This is a genomic window from Erythrobacter sp. JB1-4, assembly GCF_057365025.1.
Genome location: NZ_CP200292.1, coordinates 446,210 through 471,934, shown reverse-complemented (window position 1 = coordinate 471,934; position 25,725 = coordinate 446,210). Strand labels below are relative to the sequence as shown.

The 25,725-nt window shown below is 56.6% G+C and carries 17 protein-coding genes; 4 read left to right on the top strand and 13 right to left on the bottom strand.

Annotation, left to right across the window (positions count from 1 at the left end; genetic code table 11):
- Positions 1-3: 3 nt before the first annotated feature.
- Positions 4-612, bottom strand: a complete 609-nt coding sequence (locus tag AC0V61_RS02175) for a DUF6445 family protein (protein WP_486155628.1) — start codon at positions 610-612, stop codon at positions 4-6.
- Positions 613-1,040: 428 nt separating this feature from the next.
- Here AC0V61_RS02175 and AC0V61_RS02170 point away from each other — a divergent pair, with 428 nt between their 5' ends.
- Complete coding sequence (locus AC0V61_RS02170) at positions 1,041-3,872, top strand: TonB-dependent receptor (RefSeq protein WP_486155627.1); 2,832 nt, start codon at positions 1,041-1,043, stop codon at positions 3,870-3,872.
- A gap of 114 nt (positions 3,873-3,986) precedes the next feature.
- On the opposite strand, the gene AC0V61_RS02165 is transcribed toward AC0V61_RS02170, so the two are convergent.
- Genes AC0V61_RS02165 through AC0V61_RS02150 form a run of 4 tightly spaced genes read right to left on the bottom strand, consistent with a single transcriptional unit; the run spans position 3,987 to position 9,980 of the window.
- Positions 3,987-5,504, bottom strand: a complete 1,518-nt coding sequence (locus tag AC0V61_RS02165; protein WP_486155625.1) for a tryptophan halogenase family protein — start codon at positions 5,502-5,504, stop codon at positions 3,987-3,989.
- A gap of 4 nt (positions 5,505-5,508) precedes the next feature.
- The gene (locus AC0V61_RS02160) at positions 5,509-6,522 is read right to left on the bottom strand and encodes a LacI family DNA-binding transcriptional regulator (protein WP_486155624.1); all 1,014 of its coding nucleotides are present in this window, start codon (positions 6,520-6,522) and stop codon (positions 5,509-5,511) included.
- Positions 6,523-6,527: 5 nt separating this feature from the next.
- A complete protein-coding gene (locus AC0V61_RS02155; protein ID WP_486155623.1) occupies positions 6,528-8,189 on the bottom strand; it encodes an alpha-glucosidase in 1,662 nt (553 codons plus the stop codon).
- Complete coding sequence (locus tag AC0V61_RS02150; protein WP_486159429.1) at positions 8,190-9,980, bottom strand: alpha-amylase family glycosyl hydrolase; 1,791 nt, start codon at positions 9,978-9,980, stop codon at positions 8,190-8,192.
- A 406-nt stretch (positions 9,981-10,386) separates the two neighbouring features.
- Here AC0V61_RS02150 and AC0V61_RS02145 point away from each other — a divergent pair, with 406 nt between their 5' ends.
- Positions 10,387-12,006 carry an MFS transporter gene (locus AC0V61_RS02145; protein WP_486155622.1) on the top strand — a complete coding sequence of 540 codons (1,620 nt, stop codon included), beginning with the start codon at positions 10,387-10,389 and terminating at the stop codon, positions 12,004-12,006.
- Positions 12,003-13,376 (top strand): alpha-amylase family glycosyl hydrolase, encoded by a 1,374-nt coding sequence (locus AC0V61_RS02140; protein WP_486155621.1) that lies wholly within the window; start codon positions 12,003-12,005, stop codon positions 13,374-13,376. Before AC0V61_RS02145 ends, AC0V61_RS02140 begins: the two co-directional genes overlap by 4 nt.
- On the opposite strand, the gene AC0V61_RS02135 is transcribed toward AC0V61_RS02140, so the two are convergent.
- Entirely contained in the window at positions 13,363-15,057 is a 1,695-nt protein-coding gene (locus AC0V61_RS02135) for a CRTAC1 family protein (RefSeq protein WP_486155620.1), read from the bottom strand. The two genes, AC0V61_RS02140 and AC0V61_RS02135, sit on opposite strands and share 14 nt — an antisense overlap.
- Positions 15,058-15,246: 189 nt before the next feature.
- On the opposite strand from AC0V61_RS02135, the gene AC0V61_RS02130 reads away from it, so the two are divergent.
- On the top strand, positions 15,247-17,301 hold the full coding sequence (locus AC0V61_RS02130) for a glycoside hydrolase family 97 protein (RefSeq protein ID WP_486155619.1): 2,055 nt from the start codon (positions 15,247-15,249) through the stop codon (positions 17,299-17,301).
- 14 nt (positions 17,302-17,315) lie between these two features.
- On the opposite strand, the gene AC0V61_RS02125 is transcribed toward AC0V61_RS02130, so the two are convergent.
- The 7 genes from AC0V61_RS02125 to AC0V61_RS02095 form a co-directional block, all read right to left on the bottom strand.
- Positions 17,316-17,438, bottom strand: coding sequence for a hypothetical protein (locus AC0V61_RS02125; RefSeq protein ID WP_486155618.1), 123 nt, complete (start codon positions 17,436-17,438; stop codon positions 17,316-17,318).
- Positions 17,439-17,445: 7 nt separating this feature from the next.
- Positions 17,446-18,243 (bottom strand): alpha/beta hydrolase, encoded by a 798-nt coding sequence (locus tag AC0V61_RS02120; protein WP_486155617.1) that lies wholly within the window; start codon positions 18,241-18,243, stop codon positions 17,446-17,448.
- A 32-nt stretch (positions 18,244-18,275) separates the two neighbouring features.
- A complete protein-coding gene (locus tag AC0V61_RS02115; RefSeq protein ID WP_486155616.1) occupies positions 18,276-19,859 on the bottom strand; it encodes a sodium/sugar symporter in 1,584 nt (527 codons plus the stop codon).
- Positions 19,860-19,907: 48 nt separating this feature from the next.
- A complete protein-coding gene (locus AC0V61_RS02110; protein ID WP_486155615.1) occupies positions 19,908-22,331 on the bottom strand; it encodes a glycoside hydrolase family 3 protein in 2,424 nt (807 codons plus the stop codon).
- A 100-nt stretch (positions 22,332-22,431) separates the two neighbouring features.
- Positions 22,432-23,634, bottom strand: coding sequence for an MFS transporter (locus AC0V61_RS02105; protein WP_486155614.1), 1,203 nt, complete (start codon positions 23,632-23,634; stop codon positions 22,432-22,434).
- Entirely contained in the window at positions 23,631-24,689 is a 1,059-nt protein-coding gene (locus AC0V61_RS02100; protein ID WP_486155613.1) for a LacI family DNA-binding transcriptional regulator, read from the bottom strand. Before AC0V61_RS02100 ends, AC0V61_RS02105 begins: the two co-directional genes overlap by 4 nt.
- A 39-nt stretch (positions 24,690-24,728) precedes the next feature.
- A complete protein-coding gene (locus AC0V61_RS02095) occupies positions 24,729-25,724 on the bottom strand; it encodes a glycoside hydrolase family 16 protein (protein ID WP_486155612.1) in 996 nt (331 codons plus the stop codon).
- Between the last annotated feature and the right edge of the window lies 1 nt (position 25,725).

Genomic DNA, 25,725 nt, shown 5'->3' with positions numbered 1-25,725 from the left:
GCGTCATGAAATGGGGCGGAAAAAGGCATTTATGGTAAGGCGCCCATGCCTGGGATCAGGGGATAAGGGCTCATCGGTCGCAATCATGCCTGAATGCAGTAAATTGCCTCTGTAGAATATCGCCTGATTGAAAGCCCCCTCGCTTTTGTAGATTCTTTCAAAATACGGGAGGCCGTCTTGAACATATGCAGCCTCAGGCAGGCCTGAGTGCGCAACGTCATTGTGCAGTGCCGTGCGATAAGCGGGAAAATTCTCGTCGGTGAGCGCCTCCAGCCCCGTTGAACGATGCCTAAAAAAGCCCGTGCCGCCGTGGCCGGTGTTGTGAAGATAGAGCATCATAGCGATCTGGTTGGGATCGGTGCCATCCACATGAGGAAAACGCTGCATCGCGATGAGCTCTTCGGGACGCGCTGTCACAAGAGAAAACCAAGCCTGGATTTCCCACCCGTTAGGTGCAGTCACAAAGCTGTTGTCCAAAACTGGCGACAACTGCTCAAGCCACACGATCGATACAGACTGAGGCACTAGCGCGCGGACCCCAGGATATTGCGGAGTGATCTTTGCAAATTTTTGCAAAGATGCAAATTTGATCGCGATTTCGGGGGTCTTCATGAAGTCAGAAACTTCAATATATGTATGATTTGATTGAGAAAAGCTCCCGCGCCTCATGCTATCCAATGAAATTGGCCAATCATTCATTTGCTGAAGCTATCCCAAGTCGACTTGTGTGTCGTCCTGAAGGATATCAAACTCACCCCCAATCACCAAGGTTGTGACTTAGTGCATTAAAAAATAACAGAAAAAACATCAATTCGGTTAGCGCTGCTCAGCAATTCGGATGGGCTTGTGCAAATTTTTGACAGCGCGCCGCCCAATATGTGTGACCATGCCGCCACACTGCGCGCCCTAAGGGAGGGGAGGGGCAATTCTCCCCGCGCGAGATTAGAAATAAACTACTGAAAGCAAACGCTTAAAATTCGAAAATTCGCCTTGGTGGATTTGCGCAATTTTCCTCTTCCACTCACGCCACTTTCCAGGCTATGAAAAAAACTGCAAAAATGCAAAAAATCGCAACGCGATTGGGAGAGGACATGATTATGGGATTGAAGCGTTTCACCGCTAATGCTCGCTTGCTTTCTGGGGCTGCAACCGGGCTCGCGCTCGTGGCAATGGCTGCGCCTGCTGCCGCACAAGATGGCGAGGGTGCAGATGTCGCAGAAACAGACGGTGACACTATCGTCGTGACCGGCCTTCGCGGAGCCATCGAAAACTCGTTGCAAGCAAAACGTGATGCGACATCGATCGTTGAGGTGATCTCAGCAGAAGACTTGGGGCAGTTACCTGACCTTTCTATCGCTGACTCACTGGCACGTCTTCCTGGCGTAACCGCGCAGCGTGTTCGTGGCCGTTCGCAACAGATTTCTATCCGCGGTCTTGGCCCTGATTTCTCGCTTGCACTTCTCAATGGACGCGAAGTCGTATCGGCGGGCAACAATCGCGGGATTGAGTTTGACCAATTCCCATCAGAGCTGGTCGCGCAAGGCATCGTCTACAAAACCGGTGACGCGAGCTTGGCGGCGATTGGCATCGCAGGGGCGGTTGACCTTCGCACCGTTCGCCCGCTTGATTATGATGACACGCAGCTAAGTGTTTCGGGAACCTATGTTTACAATGACAGCGGCTCGCGCAACCCGGACTTCGCCGATGATGGCTACCGTTTCTTTGCGTCATACATCGATCAGAACGATGCTGGCACTGTAGGTTGGTCACTGGGCGCAACGCACCAGTCGAACCCAACGCACTTCATCTCACGCGAGTTGAAAACGAACCAGTTTCAGGTTTCGCGCGATGCGAACGGCCTGATCTACCCATCTGATAACCCGCGCCAAGGTGCGGTGAGCCGTGATTTTGAGCGGACTTCTATCGCGGGCTCGTTGCAATTTGATCCGAGCGAGGACTTCTCGCTCATGATCGATGCGTTTTTCACTGACACGCAAGATTCCGGTATTTTCCGCGGCACGGAAACGCCAATCGCGTCATGGAGTGGTGCGCAATTCGAAGGCGCAACCGGTTCTGGTCCGTTCGCTGACACAGCTAGCTACTCGGCTGTTGTTCCGATCCTGCGGACCGATACCGAAGGAAACGAAGCACAGATATTCGCAATTGGCGCGAACACAGAATTTGGCCTGACTGAAAATCTGAGCCTGATGGTCGATTATGGTTTCTCTACACTCGACCGCGATGACATCGACTTTGAGAGCTATGCTGGAACCGGTGCTGCACGTTCCGGTGCGCAAGACACGCTGAACTTCGCCTTCGCAGAAAACGGTGAATATTCGATCGACGGCCTGCTTGATTACACCGACCCAGCAAACGTCCTGCTTACCGATCCGGGGGGCTGGGGCCAGGTCGGCTTTATCAAGCGTCCACGCATCAATGATGAACTCCACCAATTGCGCACCGAAGCCAAGTGGGAGTTTGATGGCGGTCTGTTCTCAGATGTGCGGGTTGGCTGGCTTTATACTGACCGTGAGAAGGACTTCGATTCAAACGAAGCGTTCCTGCGTGCATCACCTGCATTTGTTGGCGGTGCTCTAGCCGTTCCAACTGGCGCAATTGTGGGCACGACTGACACTGGGAATTTGGGTCAGAATATTCTGGCCTATGACCCATCAAGCTTCCTCACCGATGGCACCTATGTAGTTGAGCCTGCGACATTCGACACCGAATGGGTGGTGAATGAACAGGTCCATAACTTCTATATCCAAGCCAACATCGATGGCGATCTTGGCAGTGTACCGGTGCGCGGTAACATTGGCCTTCGCTATGCCGACACAGAGCAAAGCTCAACCGGTACAATTGGCGCTGGCCTCGTGAACACGGTGGAGGCGAGCTATGATGACTGGCTGCCAAGCTTGAACCTTAGCTTTGAAGTCGCGACGGACACATTCATTCGTTTGGCAGCAGCAAAGACTGTAACGCGTGCGCGGCTCGATCAACTGGCTGCAAACCAGAATATCGGCACCAATCCAAAAAGCTGTGCTGATACCGACGGTGATCAGATCCCTGATACAACGATCGCATTCAATCCGCCGTCGCTTGTTTGCTTTAATCTTGGCGGCGGTAACCCGCTGTTGCAGCCTTACGACTCGCTCTCATTCGACGTTTCGTTTGAGAAATATTTCTCACCGGGCTCAGCGGTAATCGTAGCGGTGTTCCATAAAGACCTGTCGGACTGGATTATCGATTTCAGCGAAACCGTTGACCTCACGCAGTCGATTAACAACGCTGGTTTTGGTAGCATCCTCAATAACTCACCAGAGCTCGCCACAGGCGTGTTCAACGGGCCTGTGAACTTCTCTGATGGGACAATTACCGGTATTGAGGGTACCATCCGCCTTGATTTTGGCGACTTCACCCCGGCCTTGGAGGGCTTTGGTGGTTTCTTCAGCTACACTTATGCTGATGCTGAGATCGAAGACCAGACTATGACCCCGTTGGATATTCCGGGCTATTCGGAAACCACGTGGTCAGGTGATCTCTTCTACGAGAAGGACGGCTTCAGGGCCAAAGTTGCAGGGCGTTATCGCAGCGGCTTCCTTTCTGAGGTGCAGAACTTCGACGGCTCGCTAAGCGGTGCGCAGGCTCAAAACGAGCTGATTGTCGATGCGCAGGTTGGTTATACCTTCCAGAACGATAGCGGTGCTTTGAAAGACCTCGGCATTCTGTTCGAAGTGTTCAACCTTACCAATGAGCCGTTTGTGACTCAGAACGATCTGTTTGGCCCAGGCGGTGATACCATCGGAACATTCCCAAGCCGTCATGAGGTATACGGTCGCACGTTCAACGTGACGATCCGTAAAAACTTCTAACCAATTCGGGTCGCACCGATCAAGAAAGGCCCGCTGGCAACAGCGGGCCTTTTGCATTTACCATGCAGGTGTATTGCGCTGCGCTGTGCCGCGCAGCTTTGTTCTTGCTGCGCCTTAAGCCGCGATGGGGGAGGGGCAGAACTTGGCGAGGAAGTCCGCGTGTGTCGGCATCTCTTCGACTGCGCTTGCCATCGCTTGTGACACCATGCCGAGGCGCTCTGCAACCGGCACATTAGGGCGCATATCCGTGATTGCTGGCGCGCGCTGGGGTACGATATCCTGGCCCAGATAAACCGCAATCCAGCTGGGGTTTGCAAAGAGCTCGCGCTCATCTGAAACAAGCTGGCCGTGCTGCCGGAAGTGGTCGATTTTGTATGCAAGCGTCTCAGGAATATCCATCGCGCTGCAATAGCGCCAAAGCTCCGCATCATCGCGGGTGGTTGCCTTGTAATGCAGGATCAGAAAATCGCGGATGCGTTCATATTCGCCCGTGGTTTGGCGATTGTATTCCTGAGCCAATAGTGGTGACATGGCGCTGTCTGGCAGGAGCGCGAGGAGGCGCAAGATGCCGTATTGGATGAGGTGGAGACTGGTGGATTCCAGCGGCTCCATAAAGCCGGCGGACAGCCCAATCGCAACGCAGTTCTTGTCCCAATACTTGCGGCGCTTGCCCGTGACGAAACGAAGCGTGCGCGGGTCTGCTTGCGGCTCGCCATCGAGCGATCCCATCAGCGTGGAGGTCGCCTCATCCTCGCTGATAAACTCTGAGCAATGAACATAGCCATTGCCGGTGCGGTGTTGGAGCGGAATGCGCCATTGCCAACCGGCCGCCTTTGCAGTTGAGCGCGTGTAGGGCGCTATTTCGCTGGCCTTGGAACAGGGCACAGCCACAGCGCGGTCACATGGTAGCCAATGCTGCCAATTGTCATACCCGGCCTCTAACGTGCCCTCGATCAGTAGCCCGCGAAATCCGCTGCAATCGATGAAAAGCTCGCCGTTTATGCGCTCGCCATTGTCTAGGCTTACGCTCTCGATAAAGCCGTCCTCGGCGCGCTGCCTTACGTCGGTGACGCGGCCCTCTATCCGTTTGACACCGCGCGCTTCAGACAGGCGACGTAGGAAGGCTGCATAGAGGCCGGCATCGAAGTGGTACGCGTAATCGAAGGTCGATTGGATCTTGCGCCGGTCGGCCTCTGGGTGCGCAAACTTGCCCGCCTTTGCCATGGCCCAGCACATAGAGAAATCATCGATCGGGCCATCAATGCGCCCGGCAATGCTCTCGCGCATCCAATAATGGTAGAAGGGGACCTTATCGAACTCTGCGCCATATTGGCCAAAGGGGTGAAAGTAGGAGTGCCCCAACCGCGACCAATCGACGAATTGAATGCCAAGCTTATAGGAGCCTGCAGTTTCCTTGACGAAGGTCGCCTCATCGATCCCGATACGCTGGTTAAAATTACGGATGGGCGGAATGGTCGCCTCGCCCACTCCGACGGTGCCGATTGCCTCGGATTCGATCAGAGTAATCTCGCACGACCCCGCCACCGCATCGGACAAAGCCGCAGCCGTCATCCAGCCTGCGCTGCCTCCGCCGACGATCACGATTTTCTGGAGCGGTTTGGGGGTATCCATAACTTTACGCTCCGCAGCTCTCTCTAATCAAAAGGCTTGTTTCAAGCCTTTCTGAGATCGCTTGCCCGCCCTGGGTATCGATCAGTTTAGATACGAGCATACGACCTGCAAGGTTGGTGTCTTGGTCGATGGTGGTGAGACGCGGCGTGACGAGGCGCGCGGCAGGAATGTTGTCATAGCCCACCACCGCCACATCTTCAGGCACCGACCTGCCAGAAAGGCTGAGCGCGCGCATCGCGCCAATTGCGATAAGGTCGCTGGCGGCGAAAATGGCGTCAAACTTAATGCCGCGCTCAATGGCGGAGCGAGTGATAGATTCGCCTGATTGCACGTCGAAATGCGCTGGCAGGATTAGCCCCTCATCAATATCGCGTCCCGCTTGTTCGAGGGCCGTTCGATAGCCGCGATAGCGCTGTTCCGCCTCAGGCGCTTCTGTATCGCCAAGGAACAGTATTCGCTCGCGGCCCAAGCGGACAAGATGAGAGGTCGCGCGCCTGCCGCCTGCGACATTGTCCGACCCAACCGTGCAATAAAGCGCATCTGCGAAATTTGCTCCCCACACAACGAACCGATCATCGCGGTCGATGAGCTCGTTAAAGCCATCGTGAAGCGAGCTTTGGCCGATGAAAATCATGCCTTTGGCGCGGCTTGTCGTCATCGCGAATTCCAGGTCTTCCACGGTACGCGGGAAGATATGGCTGATCACAAGATCGACTTTGCGATCGCGCGCGGCCTCGGCAATGCCAGCCAGAAGCTCGAGGAAAAACGGGTCGGCCACCCGTGTCTCGCGCGCTTGCGGGGCGGGCACAATTACTGCGATTGTGGCGTCCGCTCCGATCGGCCCATTGGGCATGGTGGAGCGAAAGTCGTAGTCATGCTCGCGGGCAATGCGCCAGACTTCCTGTTTGGTGCGGCGGTTTACGGCGGGGCTGTCGTTAAGAGCGCGGCTGACGGTAGAGATCGAAACCCCGGCTTGGCGGGCGATGTCCTCTAATCTCGCGTTTTTACCCGCTCCCATCCTGCCTAACCACCCTTCTTGACCGCCCAATATCCCGAATGGGGTGCCATTAATCCCGATACTGAGCCGTGGTTCTTACCTATTGCCTCGCTTGCGACAAGCTTTGCATCGCAAAACTCTGGGGGCGGGGCCCAATCGAGCGTTGTGTCGCCAAGGTTGTAGGCACACAGCACAGCGTCATCTCCCTCTCGTCGGAGGAAGGCGATGATCTCAGGAGGCGTGTCCAATATCTCGCTCGACCCGGTGAGAAGGGCGGGGAGCGAATTTCGAAGCGAGAGCAATCCGCGCGTGTAATTGAGAGCAGAGGCAGGGTTATCATCCTGCGTGTCAACAGCGCGTTCTGCCTGCGCTGCATCAACCTTCAGCCATGTCTGATTGGCGTTTGAAAAGCCCGCTTGTGGCTCGCGCAAGGCCCAGGGGAAGGGTGTTCGCGCACCATCGCGGCCCAAAGTGTGCGGCCAATTGGCAATCGCTTCCGGGTCAAGCAGGTCTTCGAAGGCCACCTCACCTTGCGGCAGGGCAAGCTCCTCGCCCTGATAGATGATCGGATTGCCGCGCAAAGACAGCAGGATCATCATCGAAAGCCGCGCAATCTGGTCATAATTCGCGCCGCCGCGAGACCACCGTGTGGTCGCACGCGGCGCGTCGTGGTTCGCAAAGGCCCATGATGGCCAGCCTTCGTCTGGCGTTCCATCCCAATTGGCGAGGGAGGCCTTGATCCGCTCAGCAGTGAGTTCGGGCGCATAAAGGAAGTCGAAATTGTAAGCGGAATCGAGGCGTTTGCCATCGGCTGTAAATGCCTTCATCTCGGCCAAAGGCGTTGGCCCGCCAACTTCTGCCACGGTGAAGCGGTCAGGGTACTCGTCGATTGTCGCCCGGATACGCTCAATAAAGGCCGGGATATCCGCGTGGCTCTGATTGAATTGCTTCACCTGCATATCGAAGGGTCGCGTGACCTCTTCGATCGGTGCACCAGACGGCGGGTTATCGCGAAACTCGGGGTCGTGCATCGAGAAGTTTAATGCATCCAGGCGGAACCCATCCACGCCGCGCTCAAGCCAAAAGCGCGCCGCATCCAGAAGCGCGTCCTGCACATCGCGGTTGTGCACGTTTAAGTCCGGCTGTGAGGTCAGAAAATTGTGCAGGTAATACTGCTTGCGCGGACCGTCCCACTGCCAAGCTGATCCACCGAAGACCGACTGCCAATTGGAAGGCGGCGAGCCATCCTCCTTGGCGTCCGCCCAGACATACCAATCGGCTTTCGCGTTAGTCCGGTCCGCCCTGCTTTCCTTGAACCATGCGTGTTCATCGGAGGTGTGCGAATAGACCTGATCGATGATGACTTTCAGACCCAGCGTGTGCGCTCGCTCTATGATCGCGTCAAAATCCTCAAAGGTTCCGAAGGTCGGATCGATGCCGCAGTAATCCGCGACGTCGTATCCAAAGTCTTTCATCGGTGAGGTGAAGAAGGGCGAAATCCAGATGCCATCGACGCCAAGCGAGGCGACGTAATCGAGATTGTCGGCAATCCCGCGAAGGTCGCCAATGCCATCATCATTGCTGTCGCGAAAGCTGCGCGGATAGATCTGATAGATCACCGCCCCGCGCCACCATTCGCGCGTTGTTTGGCCGCCTGATGCGGCCAGAATATCGACCTGTCGGTTCACTTATTCGGCCTCACCTTCAACGGCTTTAGCAACACACCACCCATGCGCAGGCAATTCCAACTGCACACTGCCGGGAGCGATGACTTCGCCCGGACACGCGCCGTGGAGCGTCTCCAAGGCGCGGGTGCCATAGCCAATGGTCGACTTCACTGAAAGCGAGGATGCACTCGTATTGAAGGCAAGGAAATATTCCTCACCGCTCTGCGGATCAAAGCGCGAGAAGCTGACAAGGCCGGGAGCTTCATCATTGTAGCTGCGCACCACCTGTTTGCCCCGGCGAAGAGCCGCATGCTTAGTACGCACTGCCGCAAGCTCTTTGATCAGCGTGTAGAGCGGATGAGCGGTGTCGAAATTCTCGCCCGCCGTGGTCGCATCTGTACCGATCAGATTGTTGTCATTGTAGCTTGCCGTCGCGCTTGCAAACATATCCTCGCGCGCGGCCTGATCATTGCCATCGCCGACAAAGCCTTGTTCATCGCCATAATAGATCACCGGATTGCCGCGCAGGGTCATCAGCATGGCGTGGCCAAGCTTCACCCGCGCGAGCAGCTCATCTTGCGAAATCAGCGGATTGTCGCCTTTCACTAGCGTTGAGAAGCGGCCCATATCGTGGTTGCCAAGGAAGGTCGGCATGGTGCGCGCCGCATCCTCGCCGCCCTCATAGTTCACATCGCCATCAAACATATCGACGATTACGGACGGCGGCGTACCCTTGCTGATCGCTTCTTGCATGGCGGATTGGAAGGCGAAATCGAGCACGGCGGGGAATCCATCGCGCCGGGTGAATTGTGCCAGGACCCCGCTATTAGGGCTGGACGAGTAAACCTCGCCAAAGATGAGGAAATTCGGAATATCTTCGGACTTAGCTGTGGCGAGCATGGCGGGCACAAATCTTTGCCAGAATTCCGGATTGACGTGTTTGGCGGTGTCGATGCGGAAGCCGTCAATGCCAAAGCGGGTGATCCAGCTTGCATAAATCTCGATCATCCCTTCAACGACGCGGGGGTGCTCGGTGTAAAGGTCATCAAGCCCCGCAAAATCGCCATAGCGGCTGCTCTCGCCTGAGAAGGTCGTGCTGCCACGGTTGTGGTAATAAATCGGATTGTTGAGCCAAGCGGGGACTTTTACGTCGGCTTCGCCTTCGGGCACGTAAGGCGTGTAGGCATAGTCGAACGCGGTCAGCTTTTCGAAGTTTTCAGCCGATTGGTCGCTATCGCCCATGAAGCCTTCATTGATCGCCTCGCCTGTCGATCCTTCTGGCCCGGGGCGGCGCGAATAGGGGTAGTCAGCAAGACTGCGATAGGCATAGTCGAAGTCCTCGCCCTCGCGGTAACGGATCACGTCGGCGGTGTGGTTGGTGATGATGTCCATATAGACCTTCATCCCGCGGCCATGCGCTGCATCGACGAAGGCCTTGAATTCTTCATTGGTGCCAAAATGCGGATCGATGCTGGTGAAATCGGTCACCCAGTAACCGTGATAGCCGCTCGATTCATCGCCCTCGGGGCCTTGGACAGGCTTGTTCTTGAAGATCGGCGCGAACCAGATTGCGGTGACGCCCATGCCTTCAAGGTAATCGAGCTTTGCAGTGAGGCCGGCAAGGTCCCCGCCGTGGTAAAAGCCCTTGTGAGTAGGGTCGAACCCGTGGTCGAGCTTTTCGCCTTCAATGCCGCCGGTGTCATTGGCGCTGTCGCCATTGTTGAAACGGTCAGGTAGGACGAAATAGACCACCTCATCTTCCGGCAGGCGATCGCGGAAAGTGCCTTCGATTTGCGCTGGTGGTTCTTCCATAGCCGAAGCAATGCTAGAGATCGGAGTAAGCGTGGCAGCGCCAAGCGCGCAGGCCGCAACACATCCAGCGATCAAGATTCGTTTCATATCGTCCTCTCCCAAGCGCTAATTGCCATCAACTGAAAAAATTTGCAAATCTTTGTGCCGCTTTCTCGAAAAGGCTTCTGGTCCAAATAAATATCGCAAAACAAATACAATTAGTGAATTTTCGTGCAGACTGGCATTTGATTTTCACGGATTAGTTACAAAGAAACTTGCAAAAATTTGCAACCCCGGCATTTTGTGTGGTGAGAGCTCAGTGCCATGCCTCCTCGCGGCTACTTGCGAGTATGGTAATGGCATTGGCATCAGCGCGCCCGAAGCAAGACAGCAATGCTGCCTCGCGCCGCTGTAAGGGAGAGGGATAATGGCAAGCGTGAATGCGCCCGCAAGTGCGCCCATACAGGGTCGCAAGCCTGCGATGAATGCAGGTCAAATCTGGAACATGAGCTTCGGCTTTTTGGGCATCCAGATCGGCTTTGATTTGCAAAACGGCAATGTTAGTCGGATATTCCAAACGCTTGGCGCTGAGGTCAATGAACTTGCGATCCTGTGGATTGCAGCGCCCATGACGGGGCTGCTGGTTCAACCGATCATTGGCCACATGTCGGACAAGACTTGGGGGAAGTTCGGGCGGCGCCGTCCGTACTTCCTGATCGGCGCGATCATCGCGACCTTTGCCTTATTCCTTATGCCTAATTCGCCCACGCTCTGGGTCGCGGCAGGGATGCTGTGGATCATGGACGCAGCGCTCAATATCACGATGGAGCCTTTCCGCGCCTTCGTCGGCGACAACCTGCCCGACCGCCAGCGCACTAAAGGCTACGCGATGCAGAGCTTCTTTATCGGCGTTGGCGCTGTGATCGCGGGCGCTTTGCCGTGGATGATGACCAATTGGATGGGCCTCTCCAACGTCGCGCCCGAAGGCCAGATCCCGGAGACCGTGCAATGGGCGTTTTATATCGGCGGGGCGGCGCTGTTCGCGGCGGTTGCCTGGACAGTGTTCAGAACGCGCGAATATTCGCCTGAGCAAATCGCCGGGTTTGAAGCGGCCCGCAATGAGGCGCTCGGGATTGAAAGTGATACGGGCGAGACCACACGTCGCTCATCGGGACAGTTCAACCAAGGCGGCATCATATGGCTGATTGCTGGCATCGCCTTTGCGGCGCTGGTTTTCATGGGGCGCGGGGACACAAGGCCCGAATGGCTGGGTGATCTGGAGATCGCGCAAGAGCTTTATGTGCTCGCAGGGCTGATCGCAGCCTTCGGTGTGATCCAGCTGGTGGCTGGCATGATGCGGTCGGGCGGCAATGACGATAACGGATTTATGGAGGTGGTGAACGACCTTTTCGCCATGCCCAAAACCATGCGCCAACTGGCCGTAGTGCAGTTCTTCAGCTGGTTCGCGATGTTCTCGATGTGGATTTACGGAACGCCTGCGGTGGCCGAATTCCACTTTATGGCGCCTGACCCGGCGACCCAAGGCTATCAGGACGCAGCCGATTGGTGGAGCCTTTTGGGTTCTGTACGCAACGGCATTGCTGCCGCTGCCGCGCTCGGCTTCATCATCATAGCCGCCAAAATGAACCGCACCCATTTGCACGCAGCCAACCTCGCGATTGGAGCGGCAGGTTTTGCGAGTATGCTGATGATCCGCGACCCCGCTTTACTGTGGCTTCCGATGGTCGCAGTTGGCATCGCCTGGGCGTCGATTGTGTCGCTGCCTTACGCTATTCTCGCGGGGTCAGTGCCAGCTAAGAAGATGGGCATTTACATGGGCATCTTTAACATCTTCATCGTGGTGCCACAGCTCATCGCAGCGACTTTGCTGGGCTTCCTGCTCACCACTTTCTTCGACGGAGCGCCCATCTACGCGATGGCAATTTCGGCGACTTCCTTTGCTCTTGCAGCCATCGCCACCTTCTTCGTGACAGATGGCACAAGCGCCGCGATCGAAGAGCGCAAAGGCGCGTCGGTGACGGCATGAGAATGATGAAAGGCCTCCCATGCGCTGTTGCAGCGTTAGCTCTGGCAAGCTGCGACACCGCCGTCACCACATCCTACGAGCCAAGCGATGTGGTGCAGGTTCGGTCGCCCGATTGGGTGGCCGATGCCGTCATCTATCAGATGAACACCCGTCAGTTCACAGGCGAGGGCACCTTCAAAGCAGCACAAGCGCAATTGCCGCGCCTTGCCGAAATGGGCGTCGATATTGTCTGGCTCATGCCGATCCACCCGATTGGCGAGGAGAAGCGCAAGGGCACCATGGGCAGCCCCTATGCGGTCAAAGACTACCGCGCGATCAATCCTGATTTGGGCACCGAGGAAGAGTTTCGCGCCTTTGTCGATGAGGCGCACTCGCTTGGCCTCAAGGTCATCCTCGATTGGGTGGCGAACCATTCGGCATGGGACAACGCCCTCGTGAGCGAGCATCCCGAATGGTACTCCAAAACCCCAGAGGGCGAGATGATGCCGCCCGAGGGCACCGATTGGTCGGACGTGGTCGACTTCGACTACTCCAATGCCGATCTTCGCGAATATATGACCGGCAGCCTGACCTATTGGGTCCGCGAGTTCGACATTGACGGCTACCGTGCAGACGTCGCCGGCTTCGTCCCGCTCGACTTTTGGGAGACGGCGCGCGGCGAGCTCGATGCGATCAAGCCTGTGTTTATGCTCGCCGAATGGGAGCAGCGCGATCTCCACATCCGCGCGTTTGATGCGACCTATGGCTGGGGCTGGAAGGAGGCGATGCAAGAGCTTGTCGCCGATGGCAGCGGTGCAGGGGCGATGCGAGGCTATTACCTTTCGCAAAAAACAACCTGGCCACACGCGGCTTTGCGCATGGTCTATACCGACAACCACGACCAGAATTCGTGGGACGGTGTGGCGTCCGAAATCTATGGCCCGGCCTATGAGGCTGCTATTGCCTTGAGCTTTGTCGGTCCCGGAATTCCGCTCATCTATAACGGTCAAGAAGCAGACCTCGACCGCCAGCTTGCGTTCTTTGAGAAGGACGAGATCGAGTGGAAAGAGGGCCAATATGCGCTGCTTTTGGAGCGTTTGATCGCGTTGAAAACGGCTGAGTCTGCGCTCCACAATGGTCGCCACGGCGCCCCCTTGGTCGAAGTGCCCAATTCGGCTTCAACGGATGTTCTGAGCTTTGTTCGAGGGGAGGGTGCAGACCGGGTGTTCGCCGTGTTCAACCTCTCACCGCGCAGTCACGAGGTGAGATTCGAGCTAGCCCGCCATCACGGCAACTTCACCGATGCGATGTCAGGCGATACGAGCGAATTGGGGGGCGACACCGCACTTGCGCTCGAGCCGTGGGGCTACCGCATCTTTACGGCTGAGTGATCTCCAAGACTGCCCCCGCGCTCACATTGGGCTGAATTGTTTCGGACCCATCGGGCCAGATGACCCGGATACCGCCGCTTGTATTTGGACCAAGCCCAAAGATTTGATCGGTGGAATTGTGTGAGGTGAAGTTGCTGTTCACCGCAACCATGCGGGTTTGCTTCGTGTCCTGAACGGTCAATTCAATGATCGCGCCCACCGCGAAGGTATTGGGCGCTTTCCCGCGCAGGCGCACCTTGACCGTGTTGGCACCCGATAGCTGGTTTTCCCAATAGTAAGCGGCTCCGCTAGGCTCTGCGGTGAGCAAAAGCACATCCACATCGCCATCATTGTCAAAGTCATCGCATATCACGCCGCGTCCTTGGTCAGTTTCAGCGATGGAAGACGCCTCGGCCTCCTCGGTGAAGGTGCCATCGCCCGCATTCATCCAAAGCCGCGTCACGTCATTGACGTAATTGGAGGCGGAAGGGTCCTTGCCCGCTTCCCAGCCATTGGTCTGATAAATGTCGAGCCAGCCATCGGCATTGAAATCGGCGAAGCACGATCCCCAGCCCCAACCGCCGGGTTCTACGCCAGAGCTGCCTTGGCGAGTGAAGCCGCCTGCGCCGTTGTTTTGAAACAGACGGTTTCCATTGATCGAGGAGACGAACCAATCGAGGTCGCCGTCATTGTCATAGTCGCCAATCGCCGCGCCCATTCCGTTTTCGTCATCGGGGTTGAAGGTGCTGGCGCTGAAGCTGCCATTGCCATTGTTGACGAGCACTTTGGAGCCGCGAAAGTCGGAGACCATGAGAATGTCGAGATCGCGGTCGCCATCGATATCCGCAAAGCCAGGGGCGAACGTGTAATCGTAGTTGGGGCCGAGCACGCCCTGGGGAAGCTCGAAAGCGAGCAGCGTTGAGATACCACTCGTGTTGCTGACCGGCGTGAAGCTCATGGCACCGGGCGTGCTGTCATTGCGCCAAAGTGTCTCAGTCTCGCCCGGAGTTGTGGGGTTTCGCGGGGTGCCCCAATGCGCCATCAGCACATCAAGGTCACCATCGGCGTCATAGTCACCAAGGGCGATTGAGATCGTGTGGTCAGAAGATGCGTTGTCAAAGCCAGAGCCGGCACTTGCATCGGTAAAGCTGCCGGAACCGTCATTGGCGAAAAGCTTGATCGGACCGCCCTCGAGGCCGCCCATGATGAGATCAAGGTCGCCGTCCCCATCTAGATCGCCAAACGTAGGCCCGCTGTGGCGTCCGTTGGTGGTGCCCGCCGTAAATGCGAGGCCAGCCGCGCCCGCGCTTTCAACAAAGCTGCCGCCTTGGTTGACGAAAAGAAGGTTTGCGCCTGTGTCCCCGCGCGTAACAAACACATCGAGATCGCCGTCATTGTCGATATCGCCCGATGCCGCGCCGCCCGCAAATTGGGCAACCATAGGGTTGAGGCCGGGCCCAAAGCCGAAGCCGAAATCAAATCCGAATGCGCCTGCGCGGTTCACGAAGCTTGTGTTCGCGCCTCTTGGCATAGTCGCACTTGCAGTGGTTTGGGTGCCTCCGGTTGGGGTAGGGGTCGACGTAGCGGTTCCACCAGCAGGCGTGGTTGCCGAAGGGTCGCTGCCCCCGCCGCCACCGCAGGCGGCCAAAGCGATGCTTAATGCGGTTACGCTAACCAGCCGATAGCCTTGCTTAAGTGTCATGCTTTCCCTCTCCCTTGGGAAGTTTTGCAAAAAATTGCAGAAAATTCGCTTGGAGAAAAGCGAAAAAGTGGGAATAGTCGCGAAATATGGGATTAAGATTGCAAAAATTTGCAATACATATGTTTCCAAGTTGGAAACACCTTGCTTTGGGAGAGAGTTATGCTGGGCCTTTGGGTTAGATGGGTTGGGATGATCGCCCTTTCATTGGGTGCATTGGGCGTGGCGATCCCTGTTAAAGCTGGAGAAATCACCACAACCTCCCCAGATGGCCGGATCGTCTTGACCGTCAGCGACGAAGGTGGCCATGCGAGTTATTCGATAACTTATGATGGCAAAGAGGCGGTTCGATCGTCGCGTTTGGGCATGCTCTTTCGTGATCACCATGGGTTTGAAGACGACCTCGAATTTGCGCCTGTCGCGGGCCGGGAAACTGTCGATGAACGCTGGGAACAGCCATGGGGTGAGCGCCGCATTGTGCGCGATAATCACAATGAGCTTGTGGTTGGCTATGTCTCTACAAAAGGCCCTGAGCGCAGAATTATCATCCGCTTTCGCGTGTTCGATACAGGCGTTGGCTTCCGCTATGAATTGCCTGAGCAGGACGCGCTCCAAGGCGCAATCGCGATCACCGATGAGCTGACCCAGTTTGCGATTGGCGCCGATGCTGACACGTGGTGGACGCCTAGCCGCCAGTTCAACCGCTATGAATATATCTACCGCAAAGGCCCTGCTGGAACGGTGGATGATGCGCACACTCCGGTTACTTTCCGCAGGCAGAACGGCGTTCACATATCAATCCACGAGGCGGCGCTGGTGGACTATTCGGCTATGTCACTTTTGGCAGCGCGGCCCGGCGATTTCGAAGCGCAACTGCGCGCTGGCTCAGACGGGATCAAAGTGCACACCACTGCGCCTTTCAAAAGTCCGTGGCGCACCATTCAAATTGCGCCTGATGCGGTGGGGCTGATCAATTCCGACATTATCCTTAACCTCAATGAACCCAATAAGCTTGGCGATGTATCCTGGGTGGAGCCGGGCAAATATGTGGGCGTGTGGTGGGAGATGCACATTCGCGACCGCACCTGGGGCAATGATGGCATTCACGGGGCAAACAATGCCGATGTGATCCGCCATATCGACTTTGCCGCCAAGCATGGCTTCAAGGGCGTGCTCGTCGAAGGGTGGAACACCGGCTGGGATGGCGATTGGTTCAACAATGGTGCGCTGTTCAGCTTTACCGAGACCTATCCCGACTTCGACCTTCCAATGCTGAGCCAATATGCAGCGGACAAGGGCGTGCGCCTTATCGGACACCACGAGACAAGCGGCAATGTTGCCAATTATGAGGCTCAGATGGCGGATGGTTTTGCGCTCTATCAAGAGAACGGCATTCGGGAGGTGAAGACCGGTTATGTGGCGGACGCCGGCGATATCGTCCGCTATGACGAAAACGGCGTGAAGCAATATGAGTGGCATGATAGCCAATTTATGGTGGGTCACCATATCCGCGTTCTCGAAGAGGCGGCTAAACACCGCATTTCGATCAACGCGCACGAGCCGGTTAAAGATACAGGTTTGCGCCGCACCTATCCCAATTGGATGACCCGCGAGGGCGCTCGGGGCATGGAGTTCAACGCATGGGGCACGCCGCCCAATCCGCCGGAGCATATCTCGATACTGGCGTTCACGCGCATGCTGTCAGGTCCGATGGATTTCACCCCCGGCATCTTTGACCTGCGTCCTAATGAGAAGCCTCCCTTGCGCGAAGATATGCAGCGCGGCGGTGCCGATAACCGCCCGCAGACAACGCTGGCTAAGCAATTGGCGCTCTACGTTGTGCTTTATTCTCCGCTTCAAATGGCAGCAGACCTGCCCGAGAATTACGAAGCGCGCATGGACGCCTTCCAATTTATCAAAGACGTTGAGGCCGATTGGGAGGAGAGCATCGCTGTTGCAGGCGAGGTGGGCGAGTATGTAGCGATTGCTCGAAAGGGCCGTGCAGGGGGCGAGTGGTTCCTTGGCGCTGTCACCGATGAAGATGAGCGCGAGCTCTCGATCCCGCTGAGCTTCCTTGAAGAAGGCAAGAGCTACACTGCGCAAGTCTACCGCGATGGCCCGCACGCTCACTGGGACCACAATCCTTACGACATCGTCATCGAAGAGATCGAAGTGGTTGGTGGTGAAACGATGACCGCAAAGCTCGCCTCATCGGGCGGGATTGCGGTTCGCTTTGTCGCGAAGTGAGTTAGCTTTAGAATCTAGCCAAGCACCCAGTTGAACACTTCGGGAAGACGCTGCGCCCAAGCGTTTTCCTCGTGCTCGGCTCCGGGATAAAAGCGGCTTTCCCAATGCGTGCCGCGCTTCCAGCTGCTTAGCCTCATCACCTGGTCAATGTCTTTTTGATAGGCCGGGTAGAACGCGTCCAACGTTGCCGTGCCATGGTCGAACCACAGCTTGCGGCCAAATGGTGTCCCAAGCTTTCGAGATCAGGAGCTTCTTCCAGATATCGCGCATTTCAATATCTGTTCCTTCGACCGACTGCGGTGCAATCCCCGGCCAATGAGTGCTCACACATCCGGCGCGGCCAAATATGCTGGGAAACTCAAGAAAGGCATAAAGGCTTATCAAACCACCCATGCTTGAGCCTATGATGGCTGTGTCATTCGGCCCGGCTTTGGTCCGTAAGTAACGGTCGGTCCATGGCTTCAGCACGCTGGCGATCCAGTTGATATAGGCGCGTGAGACGATGGGCTTCCCGTTGCCAAACTCGTCCATCCTGGCGCGCAAAAATGGGCTTGCCGCATCATAAGCGGGCTGCGGCATGTATTGGCGATACCGGTCCGCGCCCGGTGACCAGATCCCGACGATGATCCAAGGGTCCTCGCCAGTTTTGGCCGCATGGGACAGCATCGCTCTATCCGCGGCCCACACCTTGTTGAAATTGGACAGCGCGGGATCAAACAGGTTCTGCGCATCATGCATGTAAAGCACACGGTAACGCGTGGTGCTCGTGTCATAGCCCGGCGGCAGCCAGATCGAGAGCCGCTGCTCTGGCAGGCCGAGCGCTCTGACACCGGAATATTCGAGCATCCGCCCACTCGCTTTGCCGGCGCTCAATCCCACAGGCAGGCTCGCAAAAACGCCGGTCGCTGCGATGGTCTTCAATGTGGAACGCCGGGTCTGCATGGGTTTGATCCTAATACATCACCGGCAATTCGTCACCACAGCCAGACGTAAAGTCCCGCAAGCATCGCCACTGTGAGCGCGGCCAGCGTGTTGAACAGCGTGCTTGTCGCAAAGGCTATGTCGGAGAGCTTCACCGTACGCTCTTCTTTAGGTGCGGTGGTCATGCGAGACACGACCGCTGCGGCCACCAGAGCGCCGAGGAACACAAACCAGATGCGGATGATGAAGGGCACATCGGGCATGCCGAATTTGAGCCCAATGTTCACCAAAAGCGATCCAATCAGCGCGGTGAGCGCGCCTGCTGCATTGGTTTTCTTGTCAAAGAAACCAAGCAGGAAGACCACCACGATCCCAGGTGCGATAAAGCCGGTGTACTCCTGAACTGTCTGGAACCCGCTTTCGAAACCGCCAATGAAAGGACGGGCAAGCACAAGTGCAATCGCCATCGCGGTAAAGGCTGCGATCCGGCCAACGGTCACATAGTGCTGATCATCGCGGTCAGGCCGCGCCGCTTTGTAAAGGTCCATGGTGAAGATCGTGGAGATCGAGTTCATCATCGAGGCAAGCGATGACACAACCGCTGCGATCAATGCTGCAAACACGAGCCCGCGAAGACCAGCAGGCGCAAAGGCCATAAGCTCGCCATAGGTACGGTCCGATTTCTCGGCAAGCGCTGCGCCATCAAGCATACCTTGCTGGGCAAGGATAACCGCTGCGATACCGGGCACCACCACGATAAACGGCACAAGGATCTTAAGGAAAGCGGCAAAGGCGAGGCCTTTTTGCGCTTCACCAAGGTTCTCTGCACCAAGGGCACGTTGGATAATGTACTGGTTGAAGCCCCAATAGCTAAAGTGCAGCACCCAAAGCCCGCCCAGAAGCGTCCAGATACCGGGTAGGTCATTGTATGCAGGATGCTCAGGCTCAAGGATCATTTCAAAGTGACCCGGCATCTCACCCATGAGATAAGCAAAGCCACCAAGCGCACCGTCAGCGGGAAGAGCGTCGAGGGCAAACCACGTGATCGCGAGGCCCCCAATCACCAGAATGACGACCTGGATGATGTCTGTGAGAGCAACCGCTTTGAGCCCGCCGTAAAGCGAATAGAGTGCTGCAAATCCAGCCAGAGCCATCATGCAATACATGATCCCCCAGCCGGTGAGAGACTGCACTGCAAGCCCGCCGAGCCAAAGGACGGTGGTGAGGTTCACAGCGGTGTAGAGCGCCACCCAAAAGACGCTCATAAGGTTTTTGACGCCATCGCCGTACCGCTGCTCCAAGAACTGCGGCATGGTATAGATTTTGCGCTTGAGGAAAATCGGCAGGAAGAACTTGGCAACGATGATAAGGACGATCGCCGCCTGCCATTCATAGGCCGCAATTGCGACGCCAACGGCAAAGCCTTGTCCCGATTGGCCGATAATTTGTTCGGCGGAAATGTTTGAGGCAATCAGGGAGGCACCAATCGCCCACCACGGCAATGCGCGGCCTGCGAGGAAATAATCCTCCGTGTCCTTTTTGTGGCCTGCAGGTTCGCGGCTGACGAACAGAGCGATCCCCAAAAGCGCAAGCGCATAGCCTGCAATGATCACGATATCGATTGTCTCCAGCGTCACCGCCGCTCTCCCCGTTTTATGTTCTTATCCGCGCGCTCATTTCCCTCTTTAGAACGAGCACTCGATTCCATTGACAACGTTGTCGCGCACTATACTTGAAATTTGAAGGGCAAAAGGCGCTTCGGATGCGATTGTCAGTGTATTATTCAATCCTGCAAGACATTTCTCGGTCAAAACCATAGTGCGCCAGCCTTTACCTTCGGCCACCAAAAGCTCCTGCGAAACGTCGAGCCGGCTGCCATTGCTGGAGAGGACCACAGGCGCAGCGGGGCGCTGTGTGACGAGATACTCGATCCGGTAGGCATTGCCACCTTGTGGGCCGCTGAGGTCAAGCGCTGTCTGCGGCCCAAAGGTGATTTGGCGAGCATCTTCTTGCGTGTTGCGGTCGACGCCGGTGGCCACGATACCGCCAGCACGGCCGCGGAGGTCGGGAAGCTCAGTGCCCTTGGCAAGCGCTTTGACGCGTTCTGCTAGACGTCCAGCGCTGAACCAGTCCGATGCTCCGCCTGCGGTGAGGACACTGCATTCCTCGCTGAGTTTCGCCGTCTCACTCGCCGCGCCATAGTTAAGCCCAAAACCAAATGGGAAGAGGGCACCTTGAGGAGCATTCAGTGGATTGCCTTCGCAAGTCATCGGCCAGCTAAAAGAGAGTTTGCCGGTTGCTGGGCGAGCGCCGAACAGCACATCGGCAACCCCTGCACCCTCGCTCCCCGGGAGCCATGCGGCGACAAACGCGTCTGAGGCATTGATTTCGCGGTTCATCCAAAGCGGGCGACCTGAAAGGAAGACGGCAACCGTTGGGATGCCTGCCTCTTTGTAGCTTTTAAGGAGCGCGAGCCCTTCTTCATCGCGGAAGGCGGTGTCTTTTCGGTCGCCTACGAACTCGGCGTAGGGCTTTTCGCCAAAGACCACGATGGCAATATCGGCGCCGCCATCAGGTATCGCGCCATCCACAGCGAGCGTGGCTGTGCTTCCAGCAGTTTCGGCCTGCGCGGCGATGCCTTGGTAGATCGATGTCGCGCCGGGGAAGTGCTCAGCGGTAAGCTCACCGCCTCCTTGCCATGTAACCGACCAGCCACCGGCTTGCTGCGGAATGTTGTCAGCAGCGGTCCCAGCAACAAGGATATTCGCGCCTTCCTTTAAGGGAAGCACGCCGTCATTCTTCAGAAGCACCAGCGATTTGGCCACAGCCTTACGAGCAACATCGCGGTGTTCAGGCGCGCTAAGCTTTTCCCAATCGCCTGCATGCTCACGCGATGATGGGCGAAGGCCGCCATCTGCGCTGCCATCGAGCATACCCAGCTGCTGCTTCATACGAAGGACCCGGGTGACCGCCTCATCAATCCGCGCCATGGGGATCGTGCCGTCTTTGACCTGTGCGAGCGTGTTCTCGTACAGGCCTTTCCAGTCTTCAGGCACCATATAAACATCGAGCCCGGCAAGCATTGCCTGCGGGCAATTGTCATTGGTGCAGCCTTTGATTTGCCCGTGGCCGTTCCAATCGCCCACAACCAGGCCGTCAAAGCCCAGATTGCCGCGAAGCTGATCGTTCAATAGCGGGCCGTTGCCGTGCATTTTGCGGCCATTGATCGAGTTGAAGCTTGCCATGATGCTGGCAACGCCTGCCTCGATCGCAGCGGGGTAGGGGGCTGCGTGGATAGCCATAAGCTCGTCCAAATCGCCGTTCACATCGCCTTGATCAACGCCCTGCTGCGTCCCGCCATCACCAAAGAAGTGTTTGGCAGTTGCGGCAACGCGTCCTTCGCCAAGGAAGTCGTCTTTGCCCGGCTTACCTTGAAGGCCTTCGATCATCGCTTGACCGATTGCGGAGACCAGTGCGGGGTCTTCGGAATAGCTTTCGTAAGTGCGGCCCCACCGGTCATCGCGGGCAACCGCGACGGTGGGTGCAAAGGTCCAATCGATGCCTGTGACTTCGATCTCAACGGCCGTGGCTTGACCAATCTTTCGGATAAGGTCGAGATCGCGCGTCGCGCCAAGTCCGATGTTATGCGGAAACACCGTCGCACTAATGATGTTCGCATGGCCGTGTACTGCATCTGTCCCCCAAAGGACGGGGATCGCGGGTTCGTCGCCCGCAAGCGGCTTAACCGAGGCATCCCAGTAAGCATCCGCCAACTCCAACCATTCAGGGGCAGGGGCCAAGTCATTGTTGTTTGGCCCTGAATTGCCGCCATTAAGGACCGTACCAAAGCGATATTTCTCAACATCTGCAGGCGTAATCGCTGAAATGTCGGGCATGATCAGCTGCGCAACCTTGCGTTCAATGCTCATGCGCGAGAGCAAATCAGCCAGCGCATCGTGATCCGCTTTATGGTTTGCCTCATCATTGCCTTGTGGGGCAGGCGCAGAGCTTGCCGAGTTTAGCGGCCCAGTGTCACTTGAAGCGCCACATCCAGACAGAGCGCTAACAAAGGCGACGCTGGCGACAGCCAGACGCAATTTCTTACGCATTTTGAGCAAGTCCCTCCCAAGAACTTTTTGGTATTCTGATCCCATTGAGAACGTTCTCAACACATTACGACAGGCATGGCAAATTGCAAGCAGGAAGCGCTTATTTACGCAATGGAAGCGTGGCTAAAAGCAGCGCTGCGCCAAGGGCTAGGACGGCAAAAAGCGCAAACAGTGCGGCAAATCCAAAATCGGGCACCAGGCTGAGGGTAAGCCAGGGCATCACGAGCGAGGGGACTGTATTCGTCAGATTGAAAATCCCCATGTCCCGCCCTCTGTGGTGCGGGTTTGGAAGCACTCGCAAAGTCTGCGAGGTGTGAAGCGACAAGAACACCGATGCCGCAATGCTGAAAATCACATAGCCATAGATCGCGGTATTGAGATCATTTGCCAACGCCATTGCGGCAAGCCCGCCTCCGGTGAGGAGTGCGCAAAGGGTGAGCGGGGCGATGGGCTTTGCGTTTTTGTCGGACCAACGACCAAAGGCAAAGGCAATCGGAACGGAAATGATAAGAACGAGGCTGAAAATATTGGCCGCGTAATTCTCGTGCACGCCGGGCGATAGCGAACGTAGCCAGAACAGGAGGAAGGCAAACAATCCAGCCTCCGCGATCTGAATAAGAAACCGCGCAGACCACATGCGAACCACGATAGAGCGGTTGTGTGATTTTTCGGCATCTTGGCTATCCCCAAGCGATATTGCGCGCATCAATTCGGGCCGACTTCGGCCTTTGCCAAAAAGGACAGCGGGGAGGATGAAGAGAACGACAAGCCCTGCGACAATCGGCAAGCGCCAGGTGGGCTCAATCAAGGTGTCGAACGTGACGAGAGAGCCTGCAATTCCCCCAAATGCAGGGGCCACAGCAAGCGCGCCGCCAAGCACACCTTTTTGGCTATCGGGAAAAAGATCTCCGGCCCAGGCAACCAGCGGTCCCAACACCATATTGAGCCCGATTTGCCATGCCATGACCAGAATGATCAGTTCACTGATATTGCGGGCATAATCCATCGCGACAAGCAATAATGAAGAGGCGATCAGACCGGTGATAACCCACACAATTCGATTGCGGCTGCGGTCGCTCAACATGCCAAAGGCGATGTTTGCAAGGCTGGCGATTACCGCGCCGAAAAATGTAACGCGGGCAAGCGCCTCGACATCCTCGCTTCCCATGAGTGCTGTAATCTTGAGCGGCAGAATGACGGTTAAGAGTGGCACATAGGCAATCGCGCCGCCGCCAGCTGCAAGACCATAGAGCGCCAAAAACCAGAGAGGTTGTTTTGCCGCCCCTTGCGCAGATGTGTTCAATTCACTCTCACAGCAGGACCGGTCGATGCACGTTCAACAAGGCTCGCTTTCACATCGATCACACCGCCCTTATGGGGTTTGCCGCCAAGGGTGATGAGCTTTTCAACTGCGACTGAGACCGTCTCTGCGATGGGTTGGTCAACGGCTGACAAGGGGGGCTGTGAGAAGCGAACGATGGGTGTGTTGTCGAAAGAGACAAGCGACAGGTCACGCGGGACATGCATTCCGCGATCGCGCACCACCTCCAAGGCCGCCAAAGTCATCTGGTCGCTGCTGCCGATAATGGCGGTCAGGCCCGGATTGCGATCAAGCAAAGCGCGCGCGGCTTGAGTGCCGGATTCGTAGCTGAAATCGCCGCGTTCATTAAGGCCATCGGTTGGCAGTGCGTGTTCTTCCATTGCGCGGTCCCAGCCAGCAACACGCCAGCCGCTTAGGCTGTATGCCTGGGGCCCGGCAATTATCCCGATTTTCGTGTGACCCAATTCGATAAGGCGCTTGGTCGAGGCGTAGGCCGCCTCTTCATCGCCCATGGTCAAAGGAATGCCGGCCACTTTCTCTTCATTGGAACCAATGCGCGCAAAAGGAATGCCCCGCTTTTCCAAAAGCTGGGTAATCAGGAGGTTCTCAGAGTGGGGCGGGGTAAGGATGACACCATCGGGCTGTAGTGCGGAAATCGCCCGGTCGAGCTCGCGCTCCACATGGTCATCATGGGTGTCCACAAGCTCAACCATCATCCGGTAGCCATGCTTGGAGCATGTCAAAATTCCGCCCAAAAGCATTTGGTCGACCCAGTCGGTCCCTTGCCTCTCACGCCAATCCGCCAAAGTGCGTTCGCGGTCGTTGATTGCAAGGATGATGTACGAACGCGTGCCGCTCATTCGTTGAGCAGCAATCGAGGGGACATAGCCCAACCGGTCAATTGAGGCCTGTACCTTGTCGCGCATTTGCGGGCGGACATTGGGGCCATCGTTGATCACACGGCTTACCGTCTGCAAGGATACGCCAGCATCCTCCGCCACTTCGCGGATGGTCACAGATTTGTGTCCTCTAGCCACTGAACCCGTCCATTTTAATTGCCCACCCCCTGTATAAGGTCACTTGATGCACGCGCGGCCTGTCTCAAGGTCACTTGCGCATTGATAGACCCGCACCCAATCAATCGCGAATTGCGCCGGAACTGCGCTTCGGGCAATCCCCTTTTCATTTGTGTTCTCGATTTTCTCACCGCCAATGGCAAGGTTCATCATCACATAAAAGGGCTGATCGAACGGTGCGTTGGGATTACCCTGCGCAAGTTTGGACGCAGTGCTCCATTCTTCAGCTTCCACGGTCAGATGGACGCGGTCGTTAACGAGAAAACGGATAAGACCCTCGCCCCACTCGGCGGAGTACACATGGAAATCTTCAGTCGGCAAAGCGCCGCCTGGAAAACGGGCCCACTGATCTATGTAAAGGTTGTCCGGCCACAGGCCACCAAAGTGCAGGGCGCTTACCGTCCGGTTTTGGCGGCCGGTGTCGCATTCCTTGCATTTGGCGCCCAGGTTGAACCCTTCGAAAATGTCAATTTCGCCTGAGAGTGCCCAGCGCCCGTAATAATCTTCGTTAGGCATCATCCAAAAAGCGGGCCAAATGCCTTGCCCTCCGGGAACTTTCGCGCGCATTTCGATGCGGCCGTATTTCCAAGCGTGCAGCCCGCGGGTGCGGACCTTGCCCGATGTATAGGGCTGGGTGAGGGCAGGGTTGGGATCTTCGGCGATCTCGGGTGGGCGCGCTGGTCCTGTCCAGCGCTCCTTGCGCGCTTTCAGAACGAGAAGTCCGTCTTCGACCGAGATGTTTTCAGGGCGGTCGGTATAGCATTGCTTTTCCTGATTGCCGCCGCCCCAACACGACACCTCTGGCGTCCACTTTGTTCGATCAAGCGCATTGCCGTCAAACTCATCTGACCAGACCAGCTCCCAGCCTGCCGCGTCAAGAGGGGCGGTAGCTGGCTGGACAGTGCCAGTTTGAGGCGTGTCTGCTATGGTTGGTTGAGTGCACGCAGCGGCACCAATGCCCAATGCCGTCAGCACAAATGATCCAGTCTTGTGCACT